The 24,003-nt window shown below is 71.4% G+C and carries 14 protein-coding genes; 1 reads left to right on the forward strand and 13 read right to left on the reverse strand.

The genetic code is table 11. From position 1 onward, the window contains the following. Positions 1 to 28: 28 nt before the first annotated feature. The 3 genes from BHQ18_RS07215 to hrcA all read right to left on the reverse strand — a co-directional run bounded on the left by BHQ18_RS07215 (position 29) and on the right by hrcA (position 3,097). Positions 29 to 766, reverse strand: a complete 738-nt coding sequence (locus BHQ18_RS07215; RefSeq protein ID WP_069413034.1) for a 16S rRNA (uracil(1498)-N(3))-methyltransferase — start codon at positions 764 to 766, stop codon at positions 29 to 31. 111 nt (positions 767 to 877) lie between these two features. Further along, entirely contained in the window at positions 878 to 2,026 is a 1,149-nt protein-coding gene (gene dnaJ, locus BHQ18_RS07220) for a molecular chaperone DnaJ (RefSeq protein WP_069412909.1), read from the reverse strand. A gap of 39 nt (positions 2,027 to 2,065) precedes the next feature. Further along, positions 2,066 to 3,097 carry a heat-inducible transcriptional repressor HrcA gene (gene hrcA / locus BHQ18_RS07225; protein WP_069412910.1) on the reverse strand — a complete coding sequence of 344 codons (1,032 nt, stop codon included), beginning with the start codon at positions 3,095 to 3,097 and terminating at the stop codon, positions 2,066 to 2,068. 172 nt (positions 3,098 to 3,269) lie between these two features. Here hrcA and BHQ18_RS07230 point away from each other — a divergent pair, with 172 nt between their 5' ends. Continuing rightward, positions 3,270 to 3,584 carry a type II toxin-antitoxin system VapB family antitoxin gene (locus BHQ18_RS07230; protein WP_069413035.1) on the forward strand — a complete coding sequence of 105 codons (315 nt, stop codon included), beginning with the start codon at positions 3,270 to 3,272 and terminating at the stop codon, positions 3,582 to 3,584. Here BHQ18_RS07230 and BHQ18_RS07235 read toward each other — a convergent pair. The 10 genes from BHQ18_RS07235 to BHQ18_RS07280 all read right to left on the reverse strand — a co-directional run bounded on the left by BHQ18_RS07235 (position 3,568) and on the right by BHQ18_RS07280 (position 23,952). Beyond that, positions 3,568 to 4,224 carry a DUF998 domain-containing protein gene (locus BHQ18_RS07235; RefSeq protein ID WP_069412911.1) on the reverse strand — a complete coding sequence of 219 codons (657 nt, stop codon included), beginning with the start codon at positions 4,222 to 4,224 and terminating at the stop codon, positions 3,568 to 3,570. The genes BHQ18_RS07230 and BHQ18_RS07235 overlap by 17 nt on opposite strands. 54 nt (positions 4,225 to 4,278) lie before the next feature. Further along, positions 4,279 to 4,494 (reverse strand): MbtH family protein, encoded by a 216-nt coding sequence (locus BHQ18_RS07240; protein WP_069412912.1) that lies wholly within the window; start codon positions 4,492 to 4,494, stop codon positions 4,279 to 4,281. After that, the gene (gene mbtG / locus BHQ18_RS07245; protein WP_069412913.1) at positions 4,472 to 5,779 is read right to left on the reverse strand and encodes an NADPH-dependent L-lysine N(6)-monooxygenase MbtG; all 1,308 of its coding nucleotides are present in this window, start codon (positions 5,777 to 5,779) and stop codon (positions 4,472 to 4,474) included. Before mbtG ends, BHQ18_RS07240 begins: the two co-directional genes overlap by 23 nt. Beyond that, entirely contained in the window at positions 5,779 to 10,125 is a 4,347-nt protein-coding gene (locus BHQ18_RS07250) for a non-ribosomal peptide synthetase (protein WP_069412914.1), read from the reverse strand. The genes mbtG and BHQ18_RS07250 overlap by 1 nt, the downstream gene beginning before the upstream one ends. After that, positions 10,122 to 15,218: a non-ribosomal peptide synthetase gene (locus BHQ18_RS07255; protein ID WP_069412915.1), complete on the reverse strand. Its 5,097-nt coding sequence runs from the start codon at positions 15,216 to 15,218 to the stop codon at positions 10,122 to 10,124. The genes BHQ18_RS07250 and BHQ18_RS07255 overlap by 4 nt, the downstream gene beginning before the upstream one ends. After that, positions 15,211 to 18,138 (reverse strand): mycobactin polyketide synthase MbtD, encoded by a 2,928-nt coding sequence (mbtD, locus tag BHQ18_RS07260; protein WP_069412916.1) that lies wholly within the window; start codon positions 18,136 to 18,138, stop codon positions 15,211 to 15,213. Before mbtD ends, BHQ18_RS07255 begins: the two co-directional genes overlap by 8 nt. Next, the gene (locus BHQ18_RS07265) at positions 18,138 to 19,457 is read right to left on the reverse strand and encodes a beta-ketoacyl [acyl carrier protein] synthase domain-containing protein (RefSeq protein WP_069412917.1); all 1,320 of its coding nucleotides are present in this window, start codon (positions 19,455 to 19,457) and stop codon (positions 18,138 to 18,140) included. The genes mbtD and BHQ18_RS07265 overlap by 1 nt, the downstream gene beginning before the upstream one ends. Next, on the reverse strand, positions 19,447 to 20,190 hold the full coding sequence (locus BHQ18_RS07270; RefSeq protein ID WP_069412918.1) for a thioesterase II family protein: 744 nt from the start codon (positions 20,188 to 20,190) through the stop codon (positions 19,447 to 19,449). Before BHQ18_RS07270 ends, BHQ18_RS07265 begins: the two co-directional genes overlap by 11 nt. A gap of 202 nt (positions 20,191 to 20,392) precedes the next feature. Beyond that, positions 20,393 to 22,123 carry an ABC transporter ATP-binding protein gene (locus BHQ18_RS07275; RefSeq protein WP_069412919.1) on the reverse strand — a complete coding sequence of 577 codons (1,731 nt, stop codon included), beginning with the start codon at positions 22,121 to 22,123 and terminating at the stop codon, positions 20,393 to 20,395. Next, complete coding sequence (locus BHQ18_RS07280) at positions 22,120 to 23,952, reverse strand: ABC transporter ATP-binding protein (RefSeq protein WP_069412920.1); 1,833 nt, start codon at positions 23,950 to 23,952, stop codon at positions 22,120 to 22,122. Before BHQ18_RS07280 ends, BHQ18_RS07275 begins: the two co-directional genes overlap by 4 nt. Positions 23,953 to 24,003: the final 51 nt, after the last annotated feature.

Below are 24,003 nucleotides of genomic sequence, written 5' to 3' on the forward strand. Positions count from 1 at the left end.
GGTACAGACGCATCCCAGTGGTTAACCATCAGGCCCACCGCCCGGTCAGCACACCGAGCGCACCGAGCGCGACGGCCGCGGCCGTCGACGTGCGCAGCACGCTGGGTCCCAGCCGCACGGCCGTCGCTCCCGCGGCGGTCAGCGCCGCCACCTCGTCGTCGGTGATACCGCCCTCCGGGCCGACCACCAGGACCACCGCCTCCGCGTCCGCCAGCGCGACCTCGGTGATCGGCTCAGAAGCCGCTTCGTGCAGCACCAGCACAGCGGCGCGACCGGACAGCCCGGCCACCAGCTCGGCCGTCGACACCACGCCGCCGACCTCGGGGATGCGGGGCCGCCGCGACTGCCGGGCCGCCGAGCGGGCGACCGCGGTCCACCGGCGCAGCCCCTTGTCGACCTTGGCCTGGTTCTCCCACCGCGCCACACACCGGGCGGCCTGCCAGGCGAGGAACGCGTCGGCGCCGGCCTCGGTGGCCAGTTCGATCGCCAGCTCGGAACGCTCGGACTTCGGCAGCGCCTGCACGACGGTCACCGCTGGCGACGGCGCCGCCACCGTGGACGTCTGCAGCACGCGCGCTGCCAGCCTGCCCTTGCCGACCTCCTCCACGACGCATCGCGCCAGCTCACCGCGCCCGTCGCTGAGGTCGAGGTGCTCGCCGACGCGGATGCGCCGCACCGTGGCGGCGTGGTGGCCCTCGTCGCCGTCGACGACGGCAAGACCGCCGGCCGGCGGCAGCGCCTCGACGTAGAACAGTGCGGCGCTCATCGTCGTGACCTCAGACGTGACCACGCCGATTTCTGCGTCAGGGTCGTCATCGCGGCCGGATCACAGCCCTGTCGCAGACATCGCGCACGTGGAGTCCCGGCATTCCGACGTTCAGCGGCCGCTGAACGTCTCGCGCAGCCGGCTGAACAGCCCGCCGCCGCCCGAGTGGTTCGACGTCGTCGAGCGCACCTCGGAGGTGTCGCGGCTGCGCTTGTCCTTGAGCTTGGTGAGCAGTTCGATGTCCTCGTGGTCCAGTCGAGTCGGCACCACGACATCGATGTGGGCGTGCAGATCGCCGCGCACACCGGAGCGCAGGTGCGGCATCCCGTGGCCGCGCAGCGAGATCACCGCACCGGGCTGGGTGCCCGACGGGATCGCGATCTCGGTCGGCCCGTCGAGGATCGCGTCGACGCTGACCGAGGTGCCCAGCGCCGCGTCGACCATCGGCACCGAAATCGTGCAGTGCAGGTCGTCGCCGTCGCGCACGAACGTGTCGTGCGGTTGTTCGTGCACCTCGACGTACAGGTCACCGGCGGGTCCGCCGCCCGGGCCGACCTCGCCCTGCGCGGCCAACCGCACACGCATCCCGTCGCCGACACCGGCGGGGATCTTCACGCTGATCTCCCGGCGCGCGCGCACCCGGCCGTCGCCGCCGCAGCGGTGACACGGATCGGGGATCACCTCGCCGACACCGCCGCACACCGGGCACGGCCGCGACGTCATCACCTGCCCGAGCAGCGAGCGCTGCACGGTCTGGATCTCGCCGCGGCCACCACAGGTGTCGCAGGTGGCCGGGCTGGAGTTGCCGTGGGTGCCCTTGCCGTGGCACAGGTCGCAGAGCACCGCGGTGTCGACGGTGACCTGTTTGGTCACCCCGGTCGCGCATTCCTCGAGGTTCAGCCGCATCCGCAGCAGCGAGTCCGAACCGGGGCGGACCCGGCCGATCGGTCCGCGGGTGGCGCCGCCGCCGCCGAAGAAGGCCTCGAACACGTCGCCGAGCCCGCCGAACCCCGAGAACCCGTTGCCGGCCGCCGAGGCCGCCGACTCCAGCGGGTCCCCGCCGAGGTCGACGATGCGGCGCTTCTCCGGATCGTTGAGCACCTCGTAGGCGACGCTGATCTCCTTGAAGCGGGCCTGCGCCTCCTCGTCGGGATTGACATCGGGGTGCAGTTCGCGCGCCAACTTGCGATAGGCGCGTTTGATCTCCGATTCGGAGGCGCCCTTGCTCACTCCGAGCAGCCCGTAATAGTCGCGTGCCACGCTGACTTGCCTGCCTTTTCCTGGTTGAGGGTGCCGGTGCTACCGGCTGCCTAAGACTTCCCCGATATAAAGAGCAACCGCAGCGACATTAGCGATAGTTCCCGGATAGTCCATTCGGGTGGGACCCAGCACACCCATGCCGCCGTACACCTTGCCCGAACTGCCGTAGGCGGTGGTGACCACCGAGGTGCCGGCCATCTCCTCGGCCTCGGTCTCGTGGCCGATGCGCACGGTCACCTTGCCGGCCTCCTGCTGGGCGGCCAGCAGACGCAACACCACCACCTGCTCCTCGAGCGCCTCGAGGACCGAGCGCAGCGATCCGCCGAAGTCGGCGGTGTTGCGGGTCAGGTTGGCGGTGCCGCCCAGCACCAGGCGTTCGTCGCTGTGCTCGACGAGCGTCTCGACCAGCACGGTCGCCGACCGGCCGACGGCGTCGGCGAGCCCGCCGTTGCCGTTGAGGTGCGACGCCAGATCCGACACCGCGACCGACGCGGCGGCCAGCGGCTTGTTCTCCAGCGCCTGCCCGAGCAGGTCGCGCAGCTTGACGACGTCGTGTTCGTCGAGGGCGTCGCCGAGCTCGACGATGCGCTGGTCGACGCGGCCGGTGTCGGTGATCACCACCAGCAGCAGCTTGGCGGGGGTCAGCGCGACGACCTCGAGGTGGCGCACCGTCGAAGTGGTCAGCGTGGGGTACTGCACGATCGCGACCTGCCGGGTCAGCTGCGCCAGCAGCCGCACCGCGCGGCGCAGCACGTCGTCGAGGTCGACACCGGTCTCCAGGAACCGCAGGATCGCGCTGCGCTCGGCCGACGACAGAGGTTTGACGTTGTCGAGCCGGTCGACGAACTCCCGGTAGCCCTTCTCGGTCGGCACCCGCCCGGAACTGGTGTGCGGTTGGGTGATGTACCCCTCGGCTTCCAGCACGGCCATGTCGTTGCGGACCGTTGCGCTGGAGACGCCGAGGTTGTGCCGCTCGACGAGCGTCTTCGACCCGATGGGCTCCTTGGTGGCCACGAAGTCGGCGACGATCGCGCGCAGCACCTCGAACCGACGGTCGTCGGCGCTACCCATATCTGTTCACCTACCCCTCGCATTGTGTTGCCGCCTATTTTACGGCGGCCCACTCCGTTGGTTGTTCGCGCGCGCCGCTGTCCACCGCAACCGCCCTTGTTGAACTAGCCTTGCTAAGCGCCGATGGCGTGTGGTCACGGCCCGGGGGCACGACGCGAAGGACGTTTGCTCGATGATCTTCAAGGGTGTGCGGGACGGCAAGCCGTACCCGGATCACGGGTTGTCGCACCGCCAGTGGGCCCAGATCCCGCCGCGCCAGATCCGCCTCGACGAGCTGGTCACCACCACCACGGTGCTCGCGCTGGACCGGCTGCTGTCAGAGGATTCGACGTTCTACGGCGACCTGTTCCCGCACGCGGTGCGGTGGAAGGGCATCGTCTATCTCGAGGACGGGCTGCATCGCGCGGTGCGCGCCGCGCTGCGTAACCGCACGGTGCTGCACGCGCGGGTGTTCGACATGGATGTGCCGCTCAGCCAGCAGATCTGAGCGCGCGCCCCCGCACCAGCAGCACGACGCCGGTCAGCAGCTGCCACAGCATCACCGTGTACACGCAGCCGCGCTCGACGGCACCGATCGGCGCGTACCGCACGGCCCAGTAGTCGTAGTTCTGCAGCAGCGCGAAGATCACCAGACCGGCGGCGGCGATCAGCAGGCCGGCCACCCGGTAGGTGCGGCCGCCGACCGCGCGGCCCGCGACCGCCGTCCCCGCGATGATCGCCAGGTTGCCGCCGAAGATCGCCAGCACCGCGCCCAGCGCGTGCAGCGACTGGTGCCCGTCGTTCCACAGCGGCGAGCCGCCGTAGACGAACGCGACCAGAAAGTCCCCGGCCGCGGCGACGACGGCCAGCACCACGAACACCGCGCCGCTCCACCGCGCCCGCACCGCGCGCGACACCAGCACCGCCCCGGCGACGAACAGCACCCCCTGCAGGTACAGCGCCCCGTTGAGCAGGTAGGCGCGCGGCGACCAGGCCGGCACGCCGAGCGTGCTGATGTAGTGCTCGGTGTAGCTGTAGCCCGGCACCGCCACCGCGGCGAGCAGTTCCAGGACCACGAAGCCGAGCGACGCGACGATCCAGCATCCGGCGCCGGCCACCAGCACGCGGCGGTGGACCGGCGTCGACATAGCAACAACCTAGGGCACAGCCGCCGGGCCGGGGCGTCGGCGCGCTCGAGGCGGCTAGCCCTCGGCCATCGCCTCGCGCAGGCTGCGCGGCCGCAGGTCGGTCCAGTTCTCCTCGACGTAGGCCAGGCAGTCGGCGCGGGTGCTCTCCCCGTACACGATGCGCCAACCGGCGGGCACGTCGGCGAACGTCGGCCACAGGCTGTGCTGTTCCTCGTCGTTGACCAGCACGTAGAACGTGCCGTTCTCGTCATCGAATGGGTTGGTGCTCATGGCCTCTCCTGGACGTGGACGAATGGGGTGCGCCGCTCAGGTCGGCGCCGAGGATCCGGTCGGACAGCAGGCCCAGACACGACAGGTTGGGGAAACCGGGGCCCTGGGTCAACCCGGCCAGGCCGGGCAGGAACAGCTTCGGCGACACGTCGGTCAGCGCCAGGTCGTCGCCGATCGCCTCCTGCAGCGACTCGCCGGTCAGCGGCCCGCCGAGGCCGAGTTCGAGGACATCGAGCGCGTCCTGGGCCAGCAGCGGCACGAACCACAGCGCGTCGGCGCCCGAACCGTCGATCACCAGGTCGAAGCCGTGCACGGTCTCCAGCGACTCGCCGCCCTTGATCGTGCTGAGCGTCAACCGGATTCGCCCGTCCCGGGCCACCGCGTGTGCGACACGGCCGCGCAGGTGGCGGATCCGGTCGTCGGCCAGCAGCGCGTCCTGCACGCGCGCGGAGAACACCCCCCGGTCGGTGCGCATCAGCGCGTCGCGGCGTTCGGCCATCGTCAGGCTGGTCCAGCCGGTGGGGTCGGAGAACAGGGCGTTCTCGAAGTACCCCTCGCCGCGGGTGAACAGCGTGACCTGCGGCGAGATCACGGTGATCGTCGAAACCCGGTGCCGGAAAAGCTCGTTGAGCATCGACGCCGCGGTCTCACCGCCGCCGATGACCGCGACGCGTTCGGCGGAGATCAGCTCGTGCTGCGCGGCGCGGTGCCAGAACTGCGCGATCGACAGCACCCGCGGGTTGCCCGGGAGGATCGACCGTTCGGGCTGACCTGGCCCGGTGATCATCAGGCCGTCGGCTTCGACGGTCTGATCGGCGGTGTGCAGCTGCCAGCGGTGCCCGTCGGCGCCGGTGTCGACCGAAATGGACTGCACCTCACCGGTGACCACGCTCATGTCGATGTTGCCCGCCACCCAGCGCAGGTACTGGCTCCACCGGCGGTGGGTGGGTGCGGGCCTGCCGCGGTCGACCCATTCGGCGAACTGCCCGGTCGAGATCAGGTACTGCTGCCAGCTGTGCCGGGTCATCCGCTCGTCGAGCTCGGCGTTGCGGCGCGGCACCAGATTCGAGCGGTAGGGGAAGCCGACGTCTTTCTCCGGGCTGGTGCCCAGCCGGTGCTGACCATCGGTCCAGCCGCCGTCGGCCTGCCAGTTGGCCGCCACGCCCGTCTTCTCGACCGCGACGACGTCGGGCGCCTCGACGCCCATGTCGCGCAGTTCGGCTGCCTTGGCGGCGACGGCGACGGCCTTGGTCCCCGCGCCCACCACGGCAAGTGTTCGGCTCATCAGATGACCTCTCGTAGGGATTCTTGCCAGATGCCCTGCAACGTCTCGACGTCCTCGGCGCTCAGGATGTCCGGCAGCGTGCGCCACTGCGTGACGAGCACCGGCGCGTCGGCTTCGCCGAGCACGGCCGCCAGGATCGTCAGCTCGTGCCGCACCGCCAGATTCGGCTCCGGCAGTTGTGACACCCCGGACAGCAGCGCCCGGTCCGGCCGCAGCGCGCCGCCGTCGATGCCGACGTGCACCCGGCCCAGGAAGTTCAGCAGCAGTTGCGGTTCCGGCAGCGCGCCGAGGCGTTCGGCGGTGTCGGGGCGCACGTACCGCAGCAGCCCGTAGTCGATCGGGTCGCCGGGCAGACCGGCCACGTCATCGGCGGTGCGCACCCGCAGCGGGTAGATCGCGGTGAGCAGGCCGACGGTGTCGGAGGTGTCGGCGCCGTCGACCACGGTGTCCGCGCGGCCGTGGGTTTCCAACGCCAGCAGCGGGGCCGGGCGCGGGTCCTGACCGCGGCGCTCGCGCCACCGGGCGACGGTGCGGGCGGCGGCCGCGGCCAGCAGGTTCGGCGCGGGTTGCGATCCGTTGAGCACGCGCAGCGTGGTTTCGCGGTCGGTGGCCGACATCGTCACGACGACGTCGCCGACCCGGTCGGTCTCCGGCCGCAGCCGGCGGGCGCCCAGCGGCGGGTCGTCACCGGCGAGTTGGGCGGCCCAGAAGTCGCAGGTGTCCAGCGCGGCGGCGCGCTCGCTCATCAGCCGCGACCACCGCCGGTAGCTGGTGTGTTCGGGCGTCGGGGCGGGCCGCGCGCCCGACTGCACGGCGTGCCAGCCCGCGTCGAGTTCGGCCAGCACGATCCGCCACGATGCGGGGTCCATCGCGAGCACGTGCGCGGTCAGCAGCAACACGCTCTCACCCTCGGGTGGGCGCAGCCACGTCGCGGCGATCATCGAGCCTGCTTGCGGGTCAAGGCGTTGCACCGATTCGCCGGTGTGCCGGGCGACGGCCTCGGTGAGGTCACCGTCGACGGGCACCTCGGTCAGCAGGTCGCCGCTCTGGTGTTCGACGAACGTCATGGTCTGGCGGTCGAGGCGGCTGCGCAGCACCTCGTGGCCGTCGACGACGGCGCGCAGCACCGCCTCGAGTTGCGCGCGGGTGACACCGGCGGGCAGCCGGATCGCCTCGGTCTGCGCCAACCGGCGCGGGTCCCCGTGCTCGTAGAGCCAGTGCACGTTGGGCAGCACCGGGATCGGGCCGCCGGGTTCGCTGTCGCGTTCGGCGCCCGCCATCGATTCGCCGTCGATCGCGGCGGCCAGGTCGCGGACCGTCGCGCATTCGAGCATCAGCCGCGCGCGCAACGGGATTCCGCGGCGCCGCGCGGCCTGCACCACCGACAGCGCGACGATGCTGTCGAGGCCGAGCGCGAGGAAGTCGGCGGTGACGTCGATGCGGTCGTGACCGCCGAGCAGTTCGGCGAGCACCTCGACCAGCGCGGTCTCGGTCGGGGTCTGCGGCGTCGCGGACGGGCTGTCGGTGACCGTGAGCGCGGCCAGCGCCGCCTCGTCGACCTTGCCGTGCGCGGTCAGCGGCATCCGGTCGACGACGACGATGGTGTGCGGGAGCATGTAGCGCGGTAACCGTTTCGCCACCATCGCGCGAAGTTCGGCGACTTGGGGCGCCGGGTCGGCCGCCACGTAGGCCACCAGCTGTGGGCCCCAACGTTGTTCGCGCACCGCGACGTGCGCGTGCCGCACCGCCGGGTGCGCGTGCAGCACGGCGGCGATCTCGCCGGGTTCGACGCGGAAACCGCGGATCTTGACCTGCGCGTCGGAGCGACCGAGATACTCGAGCCCGCCGTCGGGTTGGCGGCGCACCACGTCGCCGGTGCGGTACATCCGCTCGCCGGGGCATAACGGGTCGGCGACGAACCGGCCCGCCGTCTCGGCCGGCCGGCCCAGGTAGCCGCGGGTCAGTTGGCCGCCGGACAGGTACAGCTCGCCGGCCACCCCGTCGGGCACCGGCCGCAGCCACGAGTCCAGCACGTAGGCCCGGCTGGGCGCGGTGGGCCGACCGATGCTCGGCTGGGTGTGTTCGGCTATCGCGGCGACCACCGCTTCGACGGTGGTTTCGGTGGGGCCGTAACAGTTGTAGGCCGTCATCCCGGTGCGGGCACATTCGTCGCGGATCATGTTCCAGGCGGGGATGCCGACCGCTTCCCCGCCGAGCGCCAGCACCCCCAGCGGCACCGTCGTCAACAGCCCGACCGCGTGCAGCTGGGCGAACATCGACGGGGTGGTGTCGATCAGGTCGATCGCGTAGCGCCCGATGGTCTCGACCAGCGCCTCGGCGTCGCGTTGGGTGTCGTCGTCGACGATGTGCACGGCGTGCCCGTCGAGCAGCGCGGCCAGCGGCTGCCAGGCGGCGTCGAACGTGAACGACCAGGCGTGCGCGACCCGCAGCGGGTGACGCAGCCGGGAAGCCGCCGGCCGCAGCACGTTTCGGGCGTGGTCCTCGGCATAGGCCAGCAGCGCCTGGTGGGTGCCGACGACGCCCTTGGGCCGGCCGGTGGTGCCGGAGGTGAACACGATGTAGGCGGCCTGACCGGGCTTGGCGGGCACCGGACGGAAGTCGTCGGCGCGTGCCCCCGGTGCGGCGAGCAGGTCGTCGTCGACGACTACCGTCGCCCCGCACTGGGCGAGGATGTCGGCGATGCGGTCGGCGGGCATCGACGGGTCCAGCGGCACGATCACCCCGCCCGCCTTGAGCACCGCGAACATCGCGATCACATACTGTGGTCCGCGCGAAAGCCGGATCGCCACCGGGGTTTCGGCGGTGACGCCGCGTTCGACCAGCGTCGCGGCCAGCCGCTCGGCGGCCTCGTCGAGTTCGCGGTAGGTCAGTTGGCCGCCGGACCAGCTCAGCGCGGGCGACGCCAGCCGGGTGCCGGCGGCCGCGGTGAACGCGGTGTGCACGCCGAGATGCTCGGGCTGCGGCGCCGGCGGGTGCGCCTGGACCGCCGCCTCACCGTCGAGCAGCACGCTGACATCGCGGAAAGCGCTGTCCCAGTGGGTGATCAGCCGTTCGGCGACGGTGAGCACCCGTCGGCCCAGCGATTCGGGGGTCATCTGGCCGAGTGCGCCGTCGACCACCTCGACCAGCACGGTGAGCTCGTCGTCGGCCATGTGCGCGGCGATGGTGACCGGGAAGTGCGACACGCTCTCCAGCGCGGCCGGCGAGAACGTCGCGCCGTTGGCTTCGAAGTCGCCGCCGCCGACCAGGCCGCCCGGCGGGAAGTTCTCGTAGACCAGCAGGGTGTCGAAGATCTCGCCGATCCCGCCGAGCGCGCGCAGTTCGTTGTGCGGCAGGTAGCTGTGGTCGCGCAGCTTGGCCGCCTCGCGTTGCAGCGCCAGGCACTGCGCACCGACCCGCGCCGTGGGGTCCAGCCGCACCCGCAGCGGCACGGTGTTGATGAACAGCCCGACCATCGCTTCGACGCCGGCGAGTTCACCCGGCCGCCCGGACACGGTGACGCCGAACGCCACGTCGCGGCGGTCGGTGAAAGCCGACAGGATTGCCGCCCAGGCCATCTGCACCAGGGTGTTGACGGTGACCCCGCGGGTGCGGGCGGCCTCGGCCAGCCGGGCGGTGGCCTCGCGGTCGAGGTTGAGTTCGGTGCGCTGCGGTGCGCCGCGCGGCGCCTCGCCGGAGGTCAGCGCCGGTGTCACCAGCGTCGGGCCGCCGAGGTCCGCGAGGTGTTCGCGCCACAGGCCGCGGCTGGTCTCCTGGTCGCGGTTGGCCAGCCAGCCGATGTAGTCGCGGTACGGGCGCGGCGGCGGTGGCAGCACCCCGGTGTCTCCGCCCGAGCGGTACAGCGCGATCAGTTCGCCGACGAACAGCGGCAGCGACCAGCCGTCGATGATGATGTGGTGCGCCACCACGACGAACCGCCAACGCGGACCGGGTGTTTCGATCAGCACGAACCGGATCGCCGGTCCGCGTTCCAGGTTGAACGGTCTGCGCCGCTCGTCGGCTTCCAGCGCCGCCACCTCGTCGGCGGCCGCGGTGATGTGCCGCCACGGCACCTCGGCGCGGGTCGGCACGACCTGCACGGGTTTGTTGCCTGCGCGCACGAAGCTGGCCCGCAGGTTCGGGTGCCGGTCCAGCAGCGCGGCGGCGCAGTCGCGCAGCAGGCCGGCGTCGAGCGCCCCGGTGATGTCGGCGGCCATCGCGATGACGTACGGGTCCTCGCCGCCGTCCTCGGCGGTGCTCAGCGCCGACAGCGAGTACAGCCCCTGCTGCAGCGGGCTGAGCGCCATCACGTCCTCGATGGCGACCTTCTCGTCGGTTGAAGTCACGGGGCCCCGTCTTGCGAGGTCGAGAACATCGACGTCACCGCCGCCAGTTCCTCCGGGGTGAGACCGGACGCGGCCATCGGCGCGTGGTGCGTGTCGGCGCTGCCCCCGTCGCTGCTGCCCGCCTCTTCGACGACGGCGGCCAGCTCGTGAATCGTGGGGTGCTCGAACACCATTCGCGCGGTGACGGCCAGACCGGCGTCGCGGGCCCGCGCCGCCAGCTGCACCGCCAGGATCGAGTCGCCGCCGAGTTCGAAGAAGTCGTCGGTGCGGTTGACCTCCGGCACGTTGACGACGTCGGCGAGCAGCGCGGCCAACGCGCGTTCGGTCTCGGTGCGGGCCGGTTCGGCAGGCCCCGACGGCGCCGAGGACCGACGCTCGACGACGGTCTCGACGAAGGCCAGTTCACCGTCGGCGGTCCAGCGGGCGCGGCGCCCGGTGGGGCGCAGGTGCGTGCCGGTCTCGTCGGTGACATGGTCGTAGACGTCGCCGACCACACCGATCGCGACCGGGTCGCGCCACCCGTCGAGCACGCTGGTCTGCGCGGCCGCGCTGAACTGCTCGACCATCCGGCGTTCGTCGCGGTCGGCGATCTGCACATCGCGCACCCGCTGGCCGGGGTCGTCGGCGAACGCGCTCAACACCCGGCTCAGCCAGCCGACGAACCGCTGCGCGGTGGCGCGCCGGTACAGGTCGGTGCGGTAGATGACGTGGCCGCGGTATCCGTCGTTGGTGCCGAAGAAGTTCACCGACAGGTCGGCGTGCGCGACGTCGAACGGCGGCTCGATCGGGCTGAACACCGTGTCACCGTCCGGGCGCGACTCGATGACCTGCCCGGCGGGCAACGCGTCGCGCACGTGCACGACGACACCGAACAGCGGGTTGCGCGACAGCGACCGGGTCGGCCGCACCGCGTCGACCACCTGGTCGAACGGCAGGTCCTGGTGCGCGTAGGCGGCCAGCGCGGTGTCGCGGGCGCGGCGCAGCACCTCGCGCAGCGACGGGTTGTCGGTCAGGTCGTTGCGCAGCACCACGATGTTGATGAAAAAGCCGACCAGCTGGTCGAGTTCGGCCTCGGTGCGGCCCGCGACCGGTGTGCCCAGCGGAATGTCGGGCTGCTCACCGGCTTTGTGCAGCGCGATCGCGACCGCCGACTGCAGCAGCATGAACTCGGTGACGCCCAGTTCTCGGCTCAGCTCGGCCAGCTTCTCGCGGGTGCTGGCGTCGATGCCGAACTCGACGGCGTCGCCCTCGCCGCTGAGCACCGGTGGCCGCGGGAAGTCCGGCGTCAGGCCCGGGTCCTCGCGCAGCCCGGCCAGTTGCTCGCGCCAGTAGTCGCGCTGCGCGGTGATCGGGCCGTCGGGTTCGGACAGCAGCGCGGCCTGCCACGCCGCGTAGTCGGCGTACTGGACGCCCAGCGGCGCGAACGCCGGCGCATCACCCGCGCGCCGGGCGCGGTAGGCGGTCAGCAGGTCGGAGAACAGCACCACCGCCGACCAGTGATCGGCGGCGATGTGGTGCACCACCAGCGAGACCACGTGCGCGTCCGGGGTGGCCAGCACCGCGGCGCGTACCGGCGGTTGGCGCTCGAGGTCGAAGACGTGGCGGCGCTCGCTGTCGAGTTCGCGCTGCAGCCAGGCGTCGTCGTCGCCGCGAGCGCGCCGGACCGTGACCTCGGCGTCGTCGTTGACGATCTGGTATGGGGCACCGTCGATTTCGCGGTAGGTGGTGCGCAGGACCTCGTGACGGTTCACCACGTCGCGCACGGCCTGCACGAACGCCTCGGTGTCGCACGGACCGCTGATCCGCGCGGCGAACGGCACGTTGTTGACCGGGCTGGGGCCGTCGATGCGGTACTGGAACCACATCCGCAGCTGCGAGGCCGACATCTGCAGCGGCCCGTCGTGCGGGACCGGGGGGAGCCTGGGCCGGTCCGACCTGCCGGCGGACGCCGATTCGATGCGGTCGGCCAGCGCGGCGACGGTGCCGAGTTCGAACACCTCGCGCACGCCGAGGTCGACGTTGAACGCCGCGCGGATCCCGGCGACGAGTTTGGTGGCCAGCAGCGAGTGCCCGCCGAGGTCGAAGAACGAGTCGTCGGCGCCGACCCGGTCGCGTTCGAGCAGTTCGGCGAACAGGCCGGCCAACCGCCGCTCGGTGTCCCCGGCCGGTTCGCGATACTCCGCACCCGAGGCGATGTCGGGTTCGGGCAGCGCGGTGCGGTCGATCTTGCCGTGTGCGGTGATCGGGATCTCGTCGACCACCACATACGCCGCGGGGGTCATGTACTCCGGCAACGCCGCCGCGACCCGGCTGCGGATCCGTTCCACCTCAACGGTTTCCGGCCCGCCGGCAAGAGGGGTGAGGTAGCCGACGAGGCTCTTACCGACGCCGGGCAGGTCGCTGACCAGGACGACGGCCTGGCCGACGCTGGGGTCGACCGAGATCGCCGCCGCGACCTCGCCGAGTTCGATGCGGAAGCCGCGGATCTTGACCTGTTCGTCCGCGCGGCCGACGAACTCGATGTCGCCGTCGGCGTTGCGCCGGGCCAGGTCGCCGGACCGGTACAGCCGCCCGCCCGGGTTGAACGGATCGGCGACGAACCGCTCGGCGGTCAGCGCCGGCCTGCGGTGGTAGCCGTGCGCGACATGGGTTCCGCCGATGTAGATCTCACCGATGACACCGACCGGGACCGGCTGCAGCGCGTCGTCGAGAAGGTGGATCTGCGTGTTGATCTTCGGTTTCCCGATCGGGACGATGCGGGTGCCCTGTTTGCCCTCGACCTTGTAGCGGCTGGCGTTGATCACGGTCTCGGTCGGGCCGTAGAAGTTGTGCAGCAGCGCGTCGAACGTGGCGTGGAACTTGTCGGCCAGCTCGCCGGGCAGCGCTTCACCACCGATCGGTACGCGTTGCAGTGTGCGCCACTGGTTCACCCCGGGTAGCGACAGGAACAGCCCGAGCAGCGACGGCACGAAGTGCATCGAGGTGATGCCTTCGTTGTGCAGCAGTTCGGTGAGATAGCCGACGTCGCGCAGCCCGTCCGGGCGCGGGATCACCAGCCGCCCACCGCAGGCCAGCATCCCGAAGATCTCGGCGATCGAGACGTCGAAGCTCGGTGAGGCGACCTGGAGCAGCCGCTCGTCGGCGGTGATGTTGTAGTCGCCCTTGAACCAGACGAAGTACTCGGCGACCGGCCGGTGCGGCACCGGCACGCCCTTGGGCAGGCCGGTGGATCCGGACGTGTAGATCAGGTAGGCGGTGCTGTCGGGGAACAGCGGCCGGACCCGGTCGGAGTCGGTGGGATTGCGGTCCGGGTAGCTGTCGGTTCCGCTGATCGGCTCGCGGACAACCAGTTTCGGGTCGGAGTCCGACAGGATGAACGTCAGCCGGTCCTCGGGGTAGGTGGGGTCGACCGGCAGGTACACCGCGCCGGCCTTGATCACGCCGAGCGCGGTGATCACCAGTTCCGGTGAGCGGTCCAGCATCACCGCCACCCGGTCCTCGCTGCCGATGCCCTGTTCGATCAGCCAGTGCGCCACCCGGTTGGCCGACTCGTTGAGCTCGCGGTAGCTGTAGTGCCTGCCTTCGTAGACGACGGCGGTCGCGTCGGGGGTGCGCGCCACCTGCGCCTCGACCAGCGCGGTCATCGTCGACGGCGCGGTGACGAATTCCTCACCGGCAGACACCGCGCGCATCCAGTCCGCGTCCTGGGGACCCATCACCTGGAGTTCGGCGATCGGGCGGTCCGGATGCTGCAGCGCGTCGTCGAGCAGCACCACGTAGTGCTCGAGCAGTTGACGCACCATCTCCGCGTCGAGGATCTCGACGAGGTACTCGGCCTCGATCTCGACACCGCTGTCGCCGAACTCCACCATGAAGCCGAACGGCAGCTGCGTGAATTGCCCACGCAGCTCGGCGCGTCGGCAGGTGATGCCCGGCGGGTGGAAGCCCGCGCCGTCGGCGCCGCGGGCACCGAACGTCACCCGGGTCATCCGCTCGACGCCGTGCCTGCGGTCCGGGTTGATCTCGCGCACCACCCGGTCGAGGTTGATCCGCTGGTGGGCGAACGCGCCGACCGCGACGTCACGGGCCTGCGCGGCCACCTCGGTGAAGGTCTGGCGGGCCTGCGGGCGCAGCCGCATCGCCACGGTGTTGCCGTAGTAGCCGATCACCTCGGACAGTTCGGCGGTGCGGTTGAGGACCGGGGCGGCCACCAGGAAGTCCTCGGCGTGCGTGTAGCGCCGCATCAGAACCCCGAAACCGGCCAGCAGCACCATGTACGGGGTGGCTGAAAGCTCCCTGGCCATCGCCGACACCCGCTCGACGGTGGCGTCGGGCAACCGCAGCGACATCCGTTGCGAGCGGAAGTTCGTCGGCACCGCGGACCCGTTGGGGCCGGGCAGTTCCAGCGGCTCCGGCGGCGCGGCCAGCACCGCACGCCAGTAGTCGAGGTCCTCGTCGACCGCGCCGAGCGCCTGCGCAGGCGGTGTGGCGGCGGCGGGCAGCTCGTCACCGCAGTAGGCGCGGGTGAGGTCGGCGAAGAACACCTCCCAGCAGCCGTCGTCCCAGGCGATGTGGTGGGCGACCAGCAGCATGACGTGCTCGTCGCGCGCGGTGCGCACCACGGTGATCCGCAACGGCGAGTCGGTGCTCAGATCGAAGGACGCGCCGAACTCGCGCTGCGCCAACACTTCCAGGCGCAGCCGCCGCGCATGGTCGGACAGGTCGGTCAGGTCGTGCACCGCCCAGCCGGGCGCCAGTTCGTCGTGCACGGTCATCTGCGGTTCGCCGGCGTCGTCGGCGTGATAGGTGGTGCGCAGCACCGGATGCCGGGCGGCGACGGCGTCGACGGCGTCGTGCAGGCGCGCGACGTCGAGCTGGCCGGTGATGCGGTAGGACAGGCAGATGTTGAGGATCGCACCGGTGGGGTCGGCGGCCTGGACGAACCACATGCGGCGCTGACCGTCGGACAGCCCGGCTTCGACCCCGGTGTCGGCACCGCCCTCGGTGCGCAGTCCGCGTTCGGCGAGCTTGCGGCGCAGCAGCTCCAGCCGGCGGTCCTCGACCTGTTCGCCGATATCGACCGTGTCAGTCACGCGTGTCCACCTTCTCTGATCGTTTCGTGTCGAGGTCGGCGATGAGTTGGTCGCCGGTGATGCCGCCGAGCAGGGTCGCCAGCGCCACCTTGTGGCCGGTCACCCGCTGCAGCCGTTTGCGCAGATCCAGGGCCAGCAGCGAGTCGACGCCGAGATCGAGCAGCGAGGTCTGCAGATCGAGGTTCTCGGCGTCCAGGTTCAGCGCGGCGGCCAGTTCGGCGACCACCCGCACCGCGATGTCGGCGTCGGGTGCGGTGCCGGTGTCGGTGTCGGTCTCGGTTTCGCCGCCGACGAGGATCGACAGCCGGTCCCGGTCGGCCGCCATGACCAGCGGCTCGCCGGGGTGGTCGCGCAGGCTGGCCTCGATCGCGGCTTCGGGGTCCATCGCGCTCAGACCCGACCGTTCGATGCGGGCGACCTCGTCGGGGTCGACGATGCCGGTCCCCCACAGCCCGAATCGCACTGCGGTGCACTGTATCCCGTTGCCGCGGAGTTGACCGGCCAGTACGTCGAGCATGCGGTTGGCCGCCGAGTACGCGGCGTGTCCGAGTCCGCCCCAGAGTCCGGACACCGACGAGCACACCAGCACCCGGGCGTCCGGGCGCAGCGGCCAGGACTCGGTGATCCTGGCGAGCCCGCCGAGCTTGGCCGCGGCGGTGTCGGCGAACGCGGCCGGGGTGAGTTCGTCGTGCCTGCAGAAGGTGGCCGCGCCCGCGGCGTGCACCAGCAGCGACGCGCCCGATCCGGCGTGGGCCTGCGCGGCGGCGCGGACCTGCTCTGCGGAGGTCACGTCGCACCGAGCCGAAAGGACGTCGGCGCCCAGGGCGCGTAACTCGTCGAGCACCGCGGTGTCGACGCCACTGCGGCTCAACAGCACGATTCGGCGCGCCCCGTTGGCGGCCAGGTGGCGGGCGTAGTGCAGGCCGACGGCGCCGCTGCCGCCGGTGATCACCACATCGGCGAGCCGCTCGCCGTCCAGCGGCCACGCCGGCGGCGGCTCCGCGACGTCGACCAGACCTCGGAAGAATTGCGTTGTCTGCGATCCACTCTCGCGCAGCGCCACGTCGGCGCCCGCGCCGAGCACGGTGTCGACGATGCGGGTGGCGGCGGCCGGGTCGGGCTCCCAGGTGGCCAGGTCGAGATGGCGGAACGTCTGGTCGGGATGCTCGAAGCCGACGCAGCGGTGCGCGGCGGCCAGCGCGGCCTGCGCGGGCAGCGCGGCCGGTTCGTCGGGCCGGACGTGTTCGCCGCCGACGGTGATCAGCCACACGTCGCGGCAGTGCGGCCCGATGTGGCCTGCGTAGTCGAACAGCCCGGCGCCGGTGAGCCGGGCGAGGTCGGCCGCGGCCTGTTCGACGTCCGGGTGGTCGAGCACCGGCGCCACGGCGACCAGCAGGTCGGCGTCGGCGGGTTCGACGAGATCTGTGGCGTGGTGTTCGCGCACGGCGTCGCGCAACCGGTCTGCCAGCGGGCCGGCGGGTCCGGCCAGTTCGACCAGCGCGATCCGGCGACCCGTCGGCGTCGCGGGGAGTTCGGTTGCAGGCGTCCAGGTTTCGGCAGCGATCGTCACCGACGGTACCGGGGCCAACGGTTCGGGGACCGCCCACAGGTGCACGGCGCGCATCGGGGCGTTGGGGAAACCGCGCAGGGGCCGCGACGTGACGTCCACCAGGTCGCTCCACCGGTAGCCCGGGTCGGCGACCGCCGCCGCGGCGATGTTGGCCGACAGCGCGTCGATCAGCGGTTCGTCGCGGTGCCCCGATCCGACCATCAGCGTCTGCTCGCCGTCGTCGACCAGGGAGCCGAGCGCGAACAGCAGCGCGGGATGCGCGGACAGTTCGACGAACGCCCGGGCGCCGTGGTTCGTCGCGGTGGCCGCCGCCTTGTCGAACCGCACGGCGTTGCGCAGGTTGGTGTACCAGTACTCGGCGAACCCGGTGCCGGCGGCCACCACGTCGCCGGTGGCCGACCCGATGAACGGCACTGCGCTGTCGGCGAACCGGCCGCCGGGCAGCCTGGCGATCAGATCCGCGCGCAGCGGCTCGAGCGCGCTGGTGTGCGCCGGGAAGTCCACCGAGATCAGGCGCGCGAAGCCGCCGCGCTCGGTGACACCGGCGACGACCGCCTCCACGGCGCCGCGGTCACCGGAGACCACCACCGACGATTCGGCGTTGACGACCGAGACTTCCAGCCAGCCCGCCGCGCCCGCGCACAGCTGTTCGGCCTCGGCCAGGGCGACTCCGAGCACGCCCATGCCGTACTCCCCGGGCAGGGCAGCGACGGTGGTGGCGCGGGCGACGACGATCGCCGCCGCATCGGGCAGGGTGACGGTGCCTGCCAGGTACGCGGCGGCCACCTCACCGAGGCTGTGCCCGACCGTGAGGTCGGGGGTGATCCCGCACGACCGCCACACCGCGGCCAGCCCGACGGCGTGCGTGAATTGCGCTGCCTGCGTCTGGATCTGAGACCACTTGTCGTCGGTCTGCTCGCCGAGCAGATACGCCAGCGGCGACTCGGCGCCGGCGGCGACGAACTGTTCGGCGCACCGGTCGACCTCGGCGCGGTACGCCGGGATGCGGTAGGCCTCCACGCCCATCGACGGCCACTGGTTGCCCTGACCCGGGAACACGAACGCGGTGCGGGACGGGTTCGCCTGCACCGAGCGGGAGACCAACGGGTGCTCACCGTCGACGGCCAGCGCCCGCAGTCCGTCGCGCAGTTCGGCGGTGTCGGCCGCCCGCACCACGGCGCGGTGGCGGCGCGTCCGGCGGATCCGCAGAAGCGTTGCCGCCACCTGGGATACCGACGTGTCCGGGGCGCGGTCGAGGTAGTCGAGGATGGCCCGGGCGTCCGCGGCGATCAACTCCTCGGCGTGCGCGGACAGCAGCACCGGCACCCGGCCGTCGGGGAACCCGGCCATCATGCCGCCTCACCGTCGGGCACCGCCACGATCACGTGGGCGTTGGTGCCACTCATCCCGAACGCCGACACCGCGGCCACCCGCCTTCCGTCGGTCGCCGACCACGGCTGCGGCGCGGTCGCCGGCCGCAGTCCCTGGCTGTCCCAGTCGATTTCGCGGCTGACCTGCTCGATGTGCAGGCTGGCCGGGATCGTCGCGTGCTCGGCGGCGACCAGCACCTTGGCCAGACCCAGCGCACCGGCGGCGGCCTGCGAGTGCCCGACGTTCGATTTCACCGATCCGAGGAACGCGCCGCGTCCCGGTTCGGTGGCGCCGTAGGTCTCGGTGAGTGAGCGCAATTCGGTGCGGTCACCGAGACGGGTTCCGGTGCCGTGGCCTTCGATCAGGTCGACGTCCTCGGGTCGGACACCGGCGGTCCGGATCGCGCGGCCGAACAGCTTGGCCTGCGCCGCGCCGCTCGGGGCGGTGAGCCCGGTGGTCCGGCCGTCCTGGTTCACGCAGCTCGCGGCGATCTCGGCGAGAATGTGGTGGCCCGCCCGCAGCGCGGCCGACCGGCGTTGCAGCACGAACATCGCGGCACCCTCGGCCCACACGGTGCCGCTGCACTGCGCGCTGTAGGGCCGGCAGTGCCCGTCGTCGGAAAGCGCGTGCTGCTTGGCGAATTCGACGAAGAAGCCGGGTGATCCCATCACGCAGACCCCGCCCGCGAGCGCCATGTCGCAGTCGCCTGCGCGCACGGACTGCACCGCGACGTGGAAGGCCGCCAGCGCGGACGCGCACGACGCGTCGATGGTCAGCGCGGGTCCGGCCAGTCCGAGCGTGTAGGCGATCCGGCCGGAGATCACGCCGAGTGCGGTGCCGGTGATCAGATGTCCGCTGTGCGCGGAGTATTCGGCCATGTCGGGCCCGTACCCAGTGACCGACGCGCCGATGTAGCAGCCGACGTCGTGACCCTCGAGGTCGTCGGGGTTGACGCCGGTGTTCTCCAGCGCGCGCCACGCCACCCGCAGCGCCACCCGCTGCTGCGGGTCCATCGCGATCGCCTCGCGCGGTGAGATGCCGAAGAACGCCGGATCGAATGCGGCTGCGCCGGTGAGGAATCCACCCATGTCGTGGATGCGTTTGAACCCGTCGCGGCGGGAGCCGGCGAGCAGGTCGCGCACCGACCAGCCACGGTCGGTCGGGAACGGGCCCAGTGCCTCACGCTGCTCGGACAGCAGCGACCAGTACGCCTGTGGGGTGTCGACGCCGCCCGGCGCCTCCACCGCCATACCGACGATGACGACCGGATCGGCGTCCCCGCTCGGACTATCGCTCATTGACAAGTCTCGCCACCGCCGGGATGTGGTCGTTGAGGTAGAAGTGTCCGCCGTCGAACAGCGTCGAGGTGAACGCACCGCCGGTGTGGGTCTTCCAGCGCAGCAGCATGTTCTCGTTGATGCGGTGGTCCGAGCGGCCGCCGAGGGTGTGGATGTCGGCGCGGATACGCACGTCGGGATCACACGAATACCGGTTGAACGCTTGATAATCCGCGCGCACGGCGCGCACCAGCAGCTCGACGAAGTCCTCGTCGGCCAGCAGCCGCGGGTCGGTGCCGCCGAGGTCGACCATGTCGGCGACCACGTCGACCGCCGCGGTCGGCAGCCGCGGCGACTCGGCGACCGCGCCCGGGGCGTGGCTGGCCGACACCCACAGGCTGTCGACGGCGGCACCCTCGCGTTCGGCGACGCGGGCGAACTCGAAGGCGATCACCGCGCCCATGCAGTGCCCGAACAGCCGCAGCGGGCCGACCGCGGCCCAGTCGCCCGCCGCGAACAGCTCCGCGGCCAACTGCTCGACGGTCTCGGGGGCGGGATGGGCGAGCCGGTCGGCGCGCTGCGGGTACTGCACGACGTAGGCGTCGGGACCGGTGCGGGCCAGTTCCGCGGCGAGCGTGCGGTAGGCGGTGGCCGCGCCGCCGGCGTGCGGGAAGACCACCGTCGCGGTGTGCGGCGACTGACCCGGTGTGCGCTTGATCCAGGGGGCGAAAGTCAATTGGTTCTGTTCGATCATCGTGTCGGCGTCACAGTCGATTCCGGGGATCTGCGGATCTGGTTCGCAGCACAAACACCCATGAGATCCCTCCGTGCAATTAGCGCAGGCTGCCCTAAGTCGGAAGTGAGGTTACCCTATCCTTTCCGCACGGGACACGCCTACGGCAGCCATTTCGGCGCGCTACCACTCGCTGGTCGACTGGTAGGGCACCCAAGCCGCGCTAGGGCTTGGCCATCACCCAACCGCTCGCGGCGACACGCTGGTTCCAGAACTGGGCGTACTGGCCGCCGCGCTGCATCAGATCGGCGTGCGTGCCCCGGTCCTCGACCGTGCCGTGGTCGGAGAGCACGACGATGTTGTCGGCGGCCGTCACCGTCGACAGTTTGTGCGCGATCACGATCACCGTGCTGCCCTGCGCGAGCGTGCGGATCGACTCCGCCACGTGGTGCTCGTTCTCGGGGTCCAGCGCGCTGGTGGCCTCGTCGAACAGCACGATCGGCGCGTTCTTGACCAGGGCGCGGGCGATCGACACCCGCTGGCGTTCGCCGCCGGACAGCGCCGAACCGCCCTCCCCGACGCGGGTCTGCCATCCGTCGGGCAGGCGTTCGACCACCGACAGCAGCCCCGCCGTGCGCGCCGCCTCGACGATCTCGTCGTCGGTGGCGTCGGCGCGGCCGATGCGGATGTTCTCCCACAGTGTGTCGTCGAACAGGTAGACGTCCTGGAACACCAGCGACAGCTGGGCCATCAGGTCGGCGGTCTGCTGATCGCGGACGTCGACCCCGCCGACCCGCACCACACCGGCGTCGACGTCGTAGAAGCGGGCGATCAGCTTGGTGATCGTCGACTTACCGGACCCGGACGGGCCGACCAGCGCGGTCATCGTGCCGGGTTCGGCGACGAACGTGACGTCAGCGAGCACCCGGCGGTCGCCGTAGCCGAACGCGACGCCGTCGAATTCGACCCGGCCCGGCTGCCCGGCCCGCGCCGGGGTGACGGGCTCCGGCAGCGCCGGGGTCTCCAGGATCGAGGTGATGCGCTGCAGTTCGGTCGTCGCGAGCCGCATCGCCGACCCGAGTTCGGCCAGCTGCGAGAGCGGGGACGCGAACCGCGCGGCCAGCCCGAGGATCGCGACCAGCGTGATCGGGTTGACCTCGCCGCTCACCGCGATCCAGGCGCCCACCGCGATCAGCACCGAGAAAACCGCTTGCACCGCAACGCCGTTGAGCATCAGCCCGGCGACCGACTGCCACAGCGCCGAGCGCCCGGCCCGGTGGTGGGTCTCCAGCGCGTCGCCGAGCGGCTTGTAGTCCGCACCGGTGCGGCCGAACGCGCGCAGCACCGGCTGGTAGCGCGCGAACTCGATCACCCGGTTGTTGACCTCGGTCGCGGCGTCGTGGGTCCGCACCTCCGCGGCGGCGATCAGCCCCGAGGTGAACCGGCCGCAGACGACCAGCAGCGCGCCGCCGACGACGGCCACCACCCCGATGCGCCAGTCGAAGAAGAACAGGCCGACCGCGACGGTGGCCGCGCTGACCGAGTTGACCACCAGCGGGGTCAGCAGGTTGCCGCCGCTGGTGCCGACGAACACGGTGCCCTTGACCGCGATCTGCGAGACGTTGCCGACGGTTTCGCGGGTGAACCAGCCCAGCGGCAGGGTGACCATGTGATCGCCCATCCGGTGGTGCAGCAGCCGCATCGTGGTCAGCGCCATCCGGATCGCGAGCTTGGCCTGCGCGTAGTTGGCGAAGGCGCCGACGACCACGGCCAGCGCCATCAGCAGCAGCCACCGCCCGGTGGCCGCGTAGTCACCGTCGAACAGCGAGACGGTGACCGGCACCAGCAACAGCATCACCAGGCCGTGCAGCACGCCGTAGACGCTCACGACGGCCAGGAAAGTGAACATCTTGCCCCGCTCGGGGCCGAGGATCTGCAGGAATCCGCGGATCATCGGGCCACCTCCTGCTTCTCCTGTGCGTTACCCGCCGTGTACGTCTGCCACATGCGCGCATACTGGCCACCCGCGGCCAGCAGCTCGTCGTGGCGGCCCTGTTCGACGACCCGCCCGCCGTCGAGCACGACGATATTGTCGGCGGACACGATAGAGCCGAGCCGGTGCGCGATGACCAGCACGGTGCGCCCGACGATCAGCTGCGACAGCGCCTGCTGGATCTGGGCCTCCGAATCCGGGTCGGCGAACGCGGTGGCCTCGTCGAGCACCAGGATCGGGGTGTCGGCGAGGATGGCGCGCGCGATGCTGACACGCTGGGCCTCGCCGCCGGAGAAGTGCGCGTCCTCGTCGACGATCGAGTCATAACCCTTGGGCAGCGCCATGATCCGGTCGTGGATGCGGGCGGCCGTGGCGGCGGCGACCACCTCGTCGTCGGTGGCGTCGGCGCGGCCGAGGCGGATGTTGTCGGCGACGCTGATGCCGAGCAGCTGCACGTCCTGCAGGACGAACCCGACGTGCCGGTACAGCTCGGCGGGCGCGACGTCGCGGACGTCGACCCCGCCGATGCGCACCGCGCCGTCGGCGACGTCGTGGAACCGCGGGACCAGGGTCGCCAGCGTGGACTTGCCGCTGCCGGACGGCCCGACCAGCGCGGTGATGGTGCCGGCGGGCAGAGTCAGCGACACCCCGTGCAACACGGTGTGTTCGCCGTCGTAGCTGAACCGCACGTCGTCGAACTCGATCGAGTTGTCGCGCGGCACCTGCGGTTCGCGCGCCACCGCCAGCGCCGGCGTGTCCAGCAGACGCTGCAACCGGCCCGCCGCGGCGGCCGCCTGACGTTTGATGTGCGCGGAGTAGCCGACGGTCAGCACCGCGGCCGGGATGGTGACCGCGACCAGCGTCGCGCCCAGCACCTCGATCGGGCTGACCCAGCCGCTGCGGACGAACCAGTAGCCGCCTGCCAGGTTGGCCAGCAGCAGGACCGGGGTGTCGATGAAGATCGACGAAATCGCCTTGACACGCACCAACGGTCCGATCCACTCGGCGAAGCCGTCGTTGAACTCGTCGGCCGCGTCGGCGAAACGCTTGTGCGCCTTGCCGGTCTCGCCGAACGTCTTGACCACCGAGACCCCGGCGATGAACTCGACGATCGTGGCGCTGATGCGCTCGACGCCGCGGTCGAGGCGCTCCATCTGGGTGCGGGTGTCGCGGCCCAGCGCGACGTAGACGCCGATGTAGAACGGCACCGTCACCATCGCCAGCAGCCCGAGCCGCCAGTCCAGGTAGAAGCAGTAGATGAGACCGAACAGCGGGGTGGCCAGCGCGCCGGTGTTCTCGACCGCCGAATGCGCGACCAGGAAGTGCAGCTCCCCGACGTCGTGCTGGACGGCTTTGCGCACCTCGCCCGAGGACCGGGTGCCGAACCAGCCGAGCGGAAGCCGGCCGAGCTTGTCGACGATGCGCAGCCGCAGCGACCGCTGCAGGTCGACGTCGGCGGCGTGGGTGATGGCCAGCGCCGCGCCGCCGGCGACGGCGCGCACCAGCAGCGCCACGATCACCACCGCGACGACGGTCCAGATGCGCGTGGTGTCCGGCGGCCCGTCGGCCAGCAGGGCGCGGCCGATCTCGACGATGCCGATGAACGGCACGATGGTGGCCAGCGACGCGAGCAGCTGATAGCGCTGCGCGCGGGCCGAGCGGGCGCGGGTCGGGGCCAGCAACTGCTGGAGCGCGAGCTTGTCGTACGTCGCCGCCCGTTTCGCGGCGTCGCCTGCGGATTCGGGCGACGCGGCGTCGACGTCGGTCTGCGCGGTCTGCACAGCGGTCATGCACCCTCCGAAGCTAGGGGTAAGGGTCGCCTAACCCTACCGGTCGTCTGA

Origin of the sequence: Mycolicibacterium flavescens (assembly GCF_001722335.1) — a bacterium.
In the GTDB taxonomy this organism is placed as follows: Bacteria; Actinomycetota; Actinomycetes; order Mycobacteriales; family Mycobacteriaceae; genus Mycobacterium; species Mycobacterium flavescens.

Excerpts from the sequence above, each read along its gene's own strand:
- BHQ18_RS07265 (WP_069412917.1), bottom strand. The coding sequence starts at position 19,457 with ATGAGCGATAGTCCGAGCGGGGACGCCGATCCGGTCGTCATCGTCGGT.
- BHQ18_RS07240 (WP_069412912.1), bottom strand. The coding sequence starts at position 4,494 with ATGAGCACCAACCCATTCGATGACGAGAACGGCACGTTCTACGTGCTG.
- mbtG (WP_069412913.1), bottom strand. The coding sequence starts at position 5,779 with ATGAGCCGAACACTTGCCGTGGTGGGCGCGGGGACCAAGGCCGTCGCC.
- BHQ18_RS07235 (WP_069412911.1), bottom strand. The coding sequence starts at position 4,224 with ATGTCGACGCCGGTCCACCGCCGCGTGCTGGTGGCCGGCGCCGGATGC.
- BHQ18_RS07230 (WP_069413035.1), top strand. The coding sequence starts at position 3,270 with ATGATCTTCAAGGGTGTGCGGGACGGCAAGCCGTACCCGGATCACGGG.
- hrcA (WP_069412910.1), bottom strand. The coding sequence starts at position 3,097 with ATGGGTAGCGCCGACGACCGTCGGTTCGAGGTGCTGCGCGCGATCGTC.
- BHQ18_RS07270 (WP_069412918.1), bottom strand. The coding sequence starts at position 20,190 with ATGATCGAACAGAACCAATTGACTTTCGCCCCCTGGATCAAGCGCACA.
- BHQ18_RS07215 (WP_069413034.1), bottom strand. The coding sequence starts at position 766 with ATGAGCGCCGCACTGTTCTACGTCGAGGCGCTGCCGCCGGCCGGCGGT.
- BHQ18_RS07280 (WP_069412920.1), bottom strand. The coding sequence starts at position 23,952 with ATGACCGCTGTGCAGACCGCGCAGACCGACGTCGACGCCGCGTCGCCC.
- BHQ18_RS07275 (WP_069412919.1), bottom strand. The coding sequence starts at position 22,123 with ATGATCCGCGGATTCCTGCAGATCCTCGGCCCCGAGCGGGGCAAGATG.
- mbtD (WP_069412916.1), bottom strand. The coding sequence starts at position 18,138 with ATGGCCGGGTTCCCCGACGGCCGGGTGCCGGTGCTGCTGTCCGCGCAC.